General features: G+C 52.5%; 6 protein-coding genes. 5 read left to right on the top strand and 1 reads right to left on the bottom strand.

Annotated elements, in window-relative coordinates:
• The first annotated feature begins 120 nt into the window (after positions 1-120).
• On the top strand, positions 121-3213 hold the full coding sequence (ileS, locus tag AQR02_RS18500) for an isoleucine--tRNA ligase (RefSeq protein ID WP_054941737.1): 3093 nt from the start codon (positions 121-123) through the stop codon (positions 3211-3213).
• Positions 3214-3646: 433 nt separating this feature from the next.
• A complete protein-coding gene (locus AQR02_RS18495) occupies positions 3647-3949 on the top strand; it encodes a DUF5665 domain-containing protein (protein ID WP_054942160.1) in 303 nt (100 codons plus the stop codon).
• 46 nt (positions 3950-3995) lie between these two features.
• Here the strand turns inward: AQR02_RS18495 and AQR02_RS18490 are convergent, their stop codons facing one another.
• Positions 3996-4727, bottom strand: a complete 732-nt coding sequence (locus tag AQR02_RS18490) for a TraR/DksA C4-type zinc finger protein (RefSeq protein ID WP_054941736.1) — start codon at positions 4725-4727, stop codon at positions 3996-3998.
• A gap of 235 nt (positions 4728-4962) precedes the next feature.
• On the opposite strand from AQR02_RS18490, the gene lspA reads away from it, so the two are divergent.
• The 3 genes from lspA to AQR02_RS18475 all read left to right on the top strand — a co-directional run.
• Positions 4963-5466, top strand: coding sequence for a signal peptidase II (gene lspA, locus AQR02_RS18485; RefSeq protein ID WP_054941735.1), 504 nt, complete (start codon positions 4963-4965; stop codon positions 5464-5466).
• Complete coding sequence (locus tag AQR02_RS18480; protein ID WP_054941734.1) at positions 5459-6433, top strand: RluA family pseudouridine synthase; 975 nt, start codon at positions 5459-5461, stop codon at positions 6431-6433. The genes lspA and AQR02_RS18480 overlap by 8 nt, the downstream gene beginning before the upstream one ends.
• Positions 6434-6555: 122 nt before the next feature.
• The coding region (locus tag AQR02_RS18475; RefSeq protein WP_054941733.1) for an LL-diaminopimelate aminotransferase at positions 6556-7702 on the top strand (1147 nt) is incomplete at its 3' end.

Genomic DNA, 7702 nt, shown 5'->3' with positions numbered 1-7702 from the left:
GGGATGGCGCTCGTTGCGTCTTATCCCCCTAAATACCCCTTCCAAGGGGGATTTAGGGGGATCGAAAAAGCTTTTGAAACCGGGTTTCGGATTACACCACCATTGAAAGGATTGACCCTCATGCAAAAGGTAGATGTCAAAGAGAAGGCGCGGGCCAGAGATGTCCGCATCTTGAAGAAATGGAGCGACGAAAATACGTTCCGCAGATCCATGGAGAACCGTGCGGGACGCCCGAACTATGTATTCTATGAAGGACCTCCAACCGCGAACGGTGTGCCGCATATCGGGCACGTGCTGGGCCGGGTCATCAAGGACTTTATCGGCCGTTACCAGACGATGAAGGGCTTCCGCGTTGTGCGCAAGGCCGGCTGGGATACCCACGGCCTGCCGGTTGAACTCGGCGTGCAGAAGAAGCTCGGCATTTCCGGCAAGCAGGATATCGAAGAATACGGTGTAGAGAAATTCATCAAGGAATGTAAGGAAAGTGTATTCGGCTACGAGAAGCAGTGGCGTGAGTTCACGGAAGCGATCGGCTACTGGACCGATCTGGATAATCCTTATGTGACACTGGACAATACCTACATCGAGAGCGTATGGAACATCCTGGCTACGGTACACGAGAAAGGCCTGATGTACCGCGGTCACCGCGTTAGCCCTTACTGCCCTAGCTGCCAGACGACGCTGAGCTCCCATGAAGTGGCACAGGGCTACAAGACAGTCAAAGACCTGAGTGCTACAGCTAAATTCAAGCTCGAAGGCAGCGGAGACTATGTACTGGCCTGGACGACTACACCTTGGACGCTACCGGCGCACATGGCGCTGGCTATGAACCCGGAGATGGAATATGTGCGTGCCCAGCAGGAAGACGGCGTATATATCCTGGCTAAGAACCTGGTGGAAGAAGTGCTGAAAGGTGACTACACCATTCTGTCCACTCACACGGGTGCAGATTTTATCGGCCAGAGCTATACTCCGCCGTTCAGCTATATCCAGGCTGAGAAGCACAATGTAATCGTAGGCGCGTCCTTTGTTACTGATTCCAGCGGTACCGGGATCGTGCACATGGCTCCCGCGCATGGTGAAGATGACTATAAGAGCTGCCGTGAGAATGGCATCAGCTTTGTCAATGTCGTGGATACTTCCGGTAAATATACCGGTGTGGTGAGCGATTTTGCCGGACGGTTCGTCAAAGACGTTGATTTGGATATCATCAAGGTGCTGTCCGAAAAAGGACTGCTCTATAATAAAGAGAAATACGAGCACAGCTATCCGTTCTGCTGGCGCTGTGATACACCGCTGCTCTATTATGCAACAGACAGCTGGTTCATCCAGACGACAGCAATCAAGGATCAGCTAATCGCTAACAATAACACCGTGGACTGGTATCCGGATCACGTGCGGGAAGGCCGCTTCGGCAAGTTCCTGGAAGAGCTGGTCGACTGGAATATCAGCCGTAACCGCTACTGGGGTACACCGCTGAACGTGTGGGTCTGCCAGGACACCGGCAAGGAATTCGCACCGCACAGCATCGCTGAGCTGCGTTCGATGGCAATCGGCGAAGTTGCAGAGGACATCGAGCTGCACAAGCCGTATGTGGATAATATCAAGCTGCGCAGCCCGTTCAGCGAAGGCGGAGTGATGGTGCGCACGCCGGAAGTCATCGACGTCTGGTTCGACAGCGGATCGATGCCGTTTGCACAGAGCCACTATCCGTTCGAGAACAATGATACCTTCGAGGATCAGTATCCGGCGGATATGATCTGCGAAGGAATCGACCAGACACGCGGCTGGTTCTACAGCCTGCTTGCGGTATCGACACTGTTCAAAGGCAAGGCGCCATACAAGGCGGTTATCGCCCACGGCCACATCTTCGATGAGAACGGCCAAAAGATGTCCAAATCCAAAGGTAATGTTATTGACCCTTGGGAAATCATGAACGAGTACGGCACGGACGCCTTCCGTTGGGCGATCCTGTCCGACAGTGCGCCATGGAACAACAAGCGCTTCTCACGCGGTCTGGTCGGCGAGACCAAATCTAAGGTAGTAGATACACTCGTTAATACCCATGCATTCCTGACGCTGTACGCCGGTATTGACGGCTATGATCCTGCGGATCATCCGTTCAAGGTTTCGGAGCATAAGCTGGACCGCTGGATTCTCTCCCGCCTGAACAGCCTGATTCTGCTGGTGGATAAGGGCCTTGCCATCAATGACTTCGTCAACACGTCCAAAGCGATCGAGAACTTTGTGGATGAGCTGAGCAACTGGTACATCCGCCGTTCCCGTGACCGGTTCTGGGGCAGCGGTCTTGGCGAAGAAAAGCTGGACGCTTACCGGACACTGACACATGTGCTGCTTACTACAGCTACACTGATGGCTCCGTTCACACCGATGCTGTCTGAGGACATCTTCACGAACCTGGGCGGCGGGGAAAGTGTGCATCTGGCGGATTATCCTAAGGCTGATGAAAGCCTGATCGACCTTGAGCTGGAACGCGATATGGAAAGTGCCAGAGGTATTGTGGAGCTGGCCCGTAACGTGCGCAACGAGACCGGCATCAAGAACCGTCAGCCATTGTCTGAGCTGATTGTTTCCCTGGACCGCAATTTGGATATCGCAGACTATGAGGAGATCATCAAGGATGAGATCAACGTTAAGCATATTGTCCTGGAGAACAGCGACAGCGGCTTTGTCGACTTCACCCTGAAGCTGAACCTCAAGGTAGCAGGCAAGAAATACGGCAAAAACGTCGGCTTCCTGCAGGGCTTCCTGAAAGGTATGGACAGCGAAGCTACCCGCAAAGCCGTGAGCGCGGGCATCGTTGCGATTGTCTCACCGGAAGGCGAAGAGCTGCAGATTACTGCCGAAGAGCTGCTGGTTGAGAAGCAGGCTAAAGCGGGATTTGCTGCCGCCTCCGGATATGGTCTGACCGTGGCGCTGAATACCGAGATCACGCCGGAACTTGAGCAAGAGGGCTGGGTGCGCGAAATCATCCGTGCCGTGCAGGATACCCGCAAACGTCAGGATCTGGCGATTGAGAAACGGATTGCCCTTTCACTGCAGCTGGATGACGAGTTGAAAGCAGCCGTCACCGCATTTGAACATGTGCTGCGTGAGAATGTCCTGGTGACTACGGTTGATTTTGACGGCGATCATAGCTTTGAGACCGTGGATGCGGGCGGAAGATCCATCGGGATCTTTATCGGGGCTTAAGACCTGCGCGCCTGCTGTGCATTACCTGTTCCCAAATGGCATATACTAGCGGCATAAGAAGAAACGTCCAGGCAGCCCTGAACCAAGGGCGTGTGCTTTCCCTTAGTGAACGGTACCCGTACCGCTTACAGGATGCCGTTACTGCGTGAAGATAGAGATCGATTGCAGAACATCTTTATCTAAGGCGTACAATAACGAGTCCGTGTTCCTGGAGAGATCCTCTCTATCAGGGCCGGACTTTTTATTTGCGGCAAAGGGCAGGCAGGACGGGTTGCTGAGAATACCGTGGAAGGGGCTATCAAGGGTGGCGGGTAGGGAACAGGAGCACAACAATTCCATCTATAACGGGAGAATCTCCATTAAGACATCGCAGGCAAACCTCAATTCGGAACAGGATAGGGAGAGGCAGCCTGATACGAAGGAGGAGACGCAAATTACGCAGGAAGAAAAGCTGAATGCTGTCTACCGGCTGACTACCGGACTGGCCCAGCAGATGGAGAAGTCGCGGATCGCGGACTATACGGAGCTGCTGCACTCCCCTTTTCGCTTAATCTGGCTCAATGTGCTGGCGGGGACGGCCCGCGGGGTGGGGATCGCGCTTGGTTTTACTTTTTTTGCCGCAACCATTATTTATGTCCTGCAGGTGCTTGGCGCGCTCAATCTGCCGATCATCGGGGATTATATTGCTGACATTGTCCGGATCGTCCAGCATCAGCTGGAGCTGAAGACCTTTTAGCGGGGCAGTCTTCTGAGTTTAATGTGAGAAAAGGAGCAGCCCATGGCTACTCCCTGTCTACTTTTCTATTCGGGTCCAGGAGATAGCTGCCTTCCTCGGAATCCATATAGTGGCGGTAGCTGTTTCCTTTGATAATGGTGAGATGATTGCCGGCAATATCCGTGGCGACAAAATTTTCCCATGGTTCTACAAAGCCCTCGGTCTCATCGGCTTCGATCTCCATGTCATTATACGAGTGGATCTCATTATCTTCGGCCATGGCCGGGGAGTTCGAGCTGCCATAGCTTTCAACAATCTGCCAGGCATCTTCGCCGTCGAAGCCGTTTTGCTCCTCTCGTTCATCGAGGCTGGTCCGTCCAAAGGGAGGCGACAGAAATTCTTCTTCCGCCGGCCGTGTAAACGGGGAAAACTGGCGGGGATTATGCTCTTTGCAATACCGGGTTGCAGGGACAACGGACAAGCGTTCATATGGAATGTCCTGTCCACAGACGGCGCAGCTGCCGTAGCTGCCCTCATCCATCGCTTTCAGGGCATCATCGATTTCCTCGAGCTCATGTTCGTCCCGTTCCACAAGCGAAATGTCCATAGAGCGGTGATACAGCTCTGTTGCGGCATCGCCGGGATGATTGTCGTTGGTGGACAGCTCTCCAGTGTTATCCCGCAGGGATTCCTGCAGTCCATAATGCCCGTTGTTTTGCAGACGGTGGCTGATTTCCTGCTGCTGCTGAAGTAGTAGGGTATGCAGCTCTCCAAGCTGCTGTGGTGTCAGTCGGCTCATAGGGCCCTATGCTCCTTTCAGGTGCTGATGCTTACCGGCAGCTTACACCGGTTCTTCCTTTGATAGCTTGACCTGAGGAACGTTATTTTACCGCTGGAAAATAGTTCTGAGTAAGAGGCCGTTTGCTAAAGGCCTGCAATGGACGGGTTCTTGAGGCCTGTGCTACAATATACAAGTCTTTATTCAGTATTCGTACCGCGTCCGCGGGAAAAATAAGAACGGAGTGACAACTTCTGTGGTGTACTTTCTGATTGCGCTTATTGTATTTTTGATTGACCAGGGTACCAAATATGTCATTGCTACCCGGCTGGAGATCGCTGAGCAGATTCCGGTTATTAAGAATTTCTTTATTATTACCTCTCACCGCAATCGTGGAGCCGCTTTCGGAATTCTTGAAGGACAGCAATGGTTCTTCATTTTGATTACGGTTATCGTTGTTGTCGGTATCGTCTGGTACCTTAACAAAGCCCGGAAGACCCGCAAACTGCTGCCTACTGCGCTGGCACTAGTGCTTGGCGGAGCGGTCGGCAACTTTTTGGACCGGTTGCTGAACGGCGAAGTTGTAGATTTCCTGATGTTCAATTTCGGCAGCTATACCTTCCCGATTTTCAATGTGGCCGACTCCTGCATCGTGATTGGGGTAGGGCTGATTATTCTCGATACGCTGCGGGATATGAAGGGCGGAGAAGATATTACCGAAATCAAGGAATCCAAGGAAGTCAAAGAAGGGAATGAATGATTTGAATAAGGACGTCAAAGAGATGGCGGCTGGGGCCGCCTCCGAAGAAGATAAGGACGTCACCGAATGGACGGTTATTGCAGAAAATGCTAAGGAACGGATCGATAAATATATCACTGAGTCCTGGGAAGAGGATATTTCCCGTTCTCAGGTGCAGCTGTGGATCAGCAACGGACATGTTACGGTAAACGGTGCTCCCGTAAAAGCGAATTATAAGCTGACTGAAGGCGATGTTGTGGCGGTTACCGTTCCAGAGCCGGAAGTGACCGATCTGGTGGCGGAAGATATACCGCTTGACGTGGTTTATGAGGACAGCGATGTCATTGTTGTCAACAAGCCGCGCGGCATGGTTGTTCACCCGGCAGCAGGGCATCCTTCGGGTACCCTGGTCAATGCGCTGATGCATCACTGCAAGGATCTGTCCGGCATTAACGGCGAGATCCGCCCGGGCATTGTGCACCGCATCGACAAGGACACCTCGGGCCTGATTATGGCAGCCAAAAATGACGCCAGTCACGCCTCGCTTGCCGCACAGCTCAAAGAGCATAGCGTAACGCGCCGCTATATCGCTGTAGTGCACGGCAACTTGTCGCATGACAAGGGAACTGTGGATGCACCGATCGGCCGCGACCCCCATGACCGTAAGTTATATACGGTAACTGAGAAGAACAGCAAGCGGTCGGTGACGCATTTTACCGTGCTGGAGCGCTTTGGCGATTGTACCCTGCTGGAGCTGCAGCTGGAGACGGGGCGTACACACCAGATCCGCGTGCATATGAAGTTTATCGGTCATCCGCTGGTCGGGGATCCGGTATACGGGCGCAGTAAAGGGACCACCATGGCTGGACAGGCTCTGCATGCCGCTGTACTGGGCTTCGTGCATCCTTCGACAGGACAGTATATGGAATATAGCAGACCGATTCCTGCAGATATGGAAGAAGTGCTGTTTACACTGCGCAGCAGATAAGTACAAATGAAGTGATGATAAATCCATGGTTTTGAAGGCGGCTTTCCTTCATATTTAGGATATAAGATGTAAAGATAATCAATCATGGGTTACAAAAAATGCCAGGAGATGAGAACAAGATTATGAGTATTGAACAATACCAGAACACCTTTATTCAGACTAATTTTGCAGACCGCATCGGCGGCGCGAACTACGGTAAAGATACTAACATTTATAAATTTGAGAAAATCAAACGCGCTAAAGCTTCGGCGAAGCAGGATTTTCCTAACATTGAACTGATTGACATGGGCGTAGGCGAACCGGACGAAATGGCTGATGAAGGCATTGTCGCCAAGCTTGCACTCGAAGCTGCCAAAGAAGAGAACCGCGGTTATTCCGATAACGGTATTCCTGAATTCAAAGCAGCGGCTGCCGCTTACCTGAAGGAAGTATTCCAGGTTGACGGCATTGATCCGGTGAACGAAGTGGTGCACTCCATCGGTTCAAAGCCGGCTTTGGCGATGCTGCCATCCTGCTTCATCAATCCGGGCGATATCACAATCATGACCATTCCGGGATATCCGGTGCTGGGCACCCACACCAAATACTTAGGCGGACAAGTCTACACCGTGGAACTCAAGAAGGAAAACAACTTCCTGCCTGACTTGAACTCCATTCCGGAAGACATCGCCCGCAAGGCGAAGCTGCTCTATCTGAACTATCCGAACAACCCTACCGGCGCAAGCGCAACGCCTGAATTTTTCAGCACTGTTGTAGACTGGGCCAAAAAATATAATGTCGTAGTTATCCATGACGCTCCCTATGCTGCCTTGACTTATGATGGAGTGAAGCCGCTTAGCTTCCTGTCCGTTCCGGGTGCGAAGGATGTCGGCGTAGAACTGCACTCCCTCTCCAAGTCCTATAACATGACTGGCTGGAGAATCGGGTTTGTAGCCGGCAACCCGCTGGTTGTGAAGGCATTCAGCGACGTGAAGGACAATAATGACTCCGGTCAATTTATCGCTATTCAAAAAGCTGCCGCTTACGGTCTGGCTAATCCGCAGATCACCGAAGCTATTGCTGCCAAGTATTCCCGCCGCCACAACATGCTTGTGGATGCGCTGAACAGCCTGGGCTTCAAAGCCGAGAAGCCGAAGGGCTCGTTCTTCCTGTATGTAGCTGCACCTAAAGGTGTTAAAGGCGGACGCCGCTTCGAATCCGGCGAAGATTTCTCGCAGTTCCTGATCCGCGAGAAGCTGATCTCCACCGTGCCTTGGGACGATGCCGGCC

Source organism: Paenibacillus ihuae, from assembly GCF_001368795.1.
GTDB classification, from domain to species: Bacteria; Bacillota; Bacilli; order Paenibacillales; family Paenibacillaceae; genus Paenibacillus_AQ; species Paenibacillus_AQ ihuae.
Note: the sequence above shows the minus strand (reverse complement) of the source record. Positions and strands in the feature narration are given on the sequence as shown.

Bases quoted from the DNA above. Each gene is read 5' to 3' on its own strand.
- AQR02_RS18490 (WP_054941736.1), bottom strand. From the start codon at position 4,727: ATGAGCCGACTGACACCACAGCAGCTTGGAGAGCTGCATACCCTACTA.
- AQR02_RS18480 (WP_054941734.1), top strand. From the start codon at position 5,459: ATGAATGATTTGAATAAGGACGTCAAAGAGATGGCGGCTGGGGCCGCC.
- ileS (WP_054941737.1), top strand. From the start codon at position 121: ATGCAAAAGGTAGATGTCAAAGAGAAGGCGCGGGCCAGAGATGTCCGC.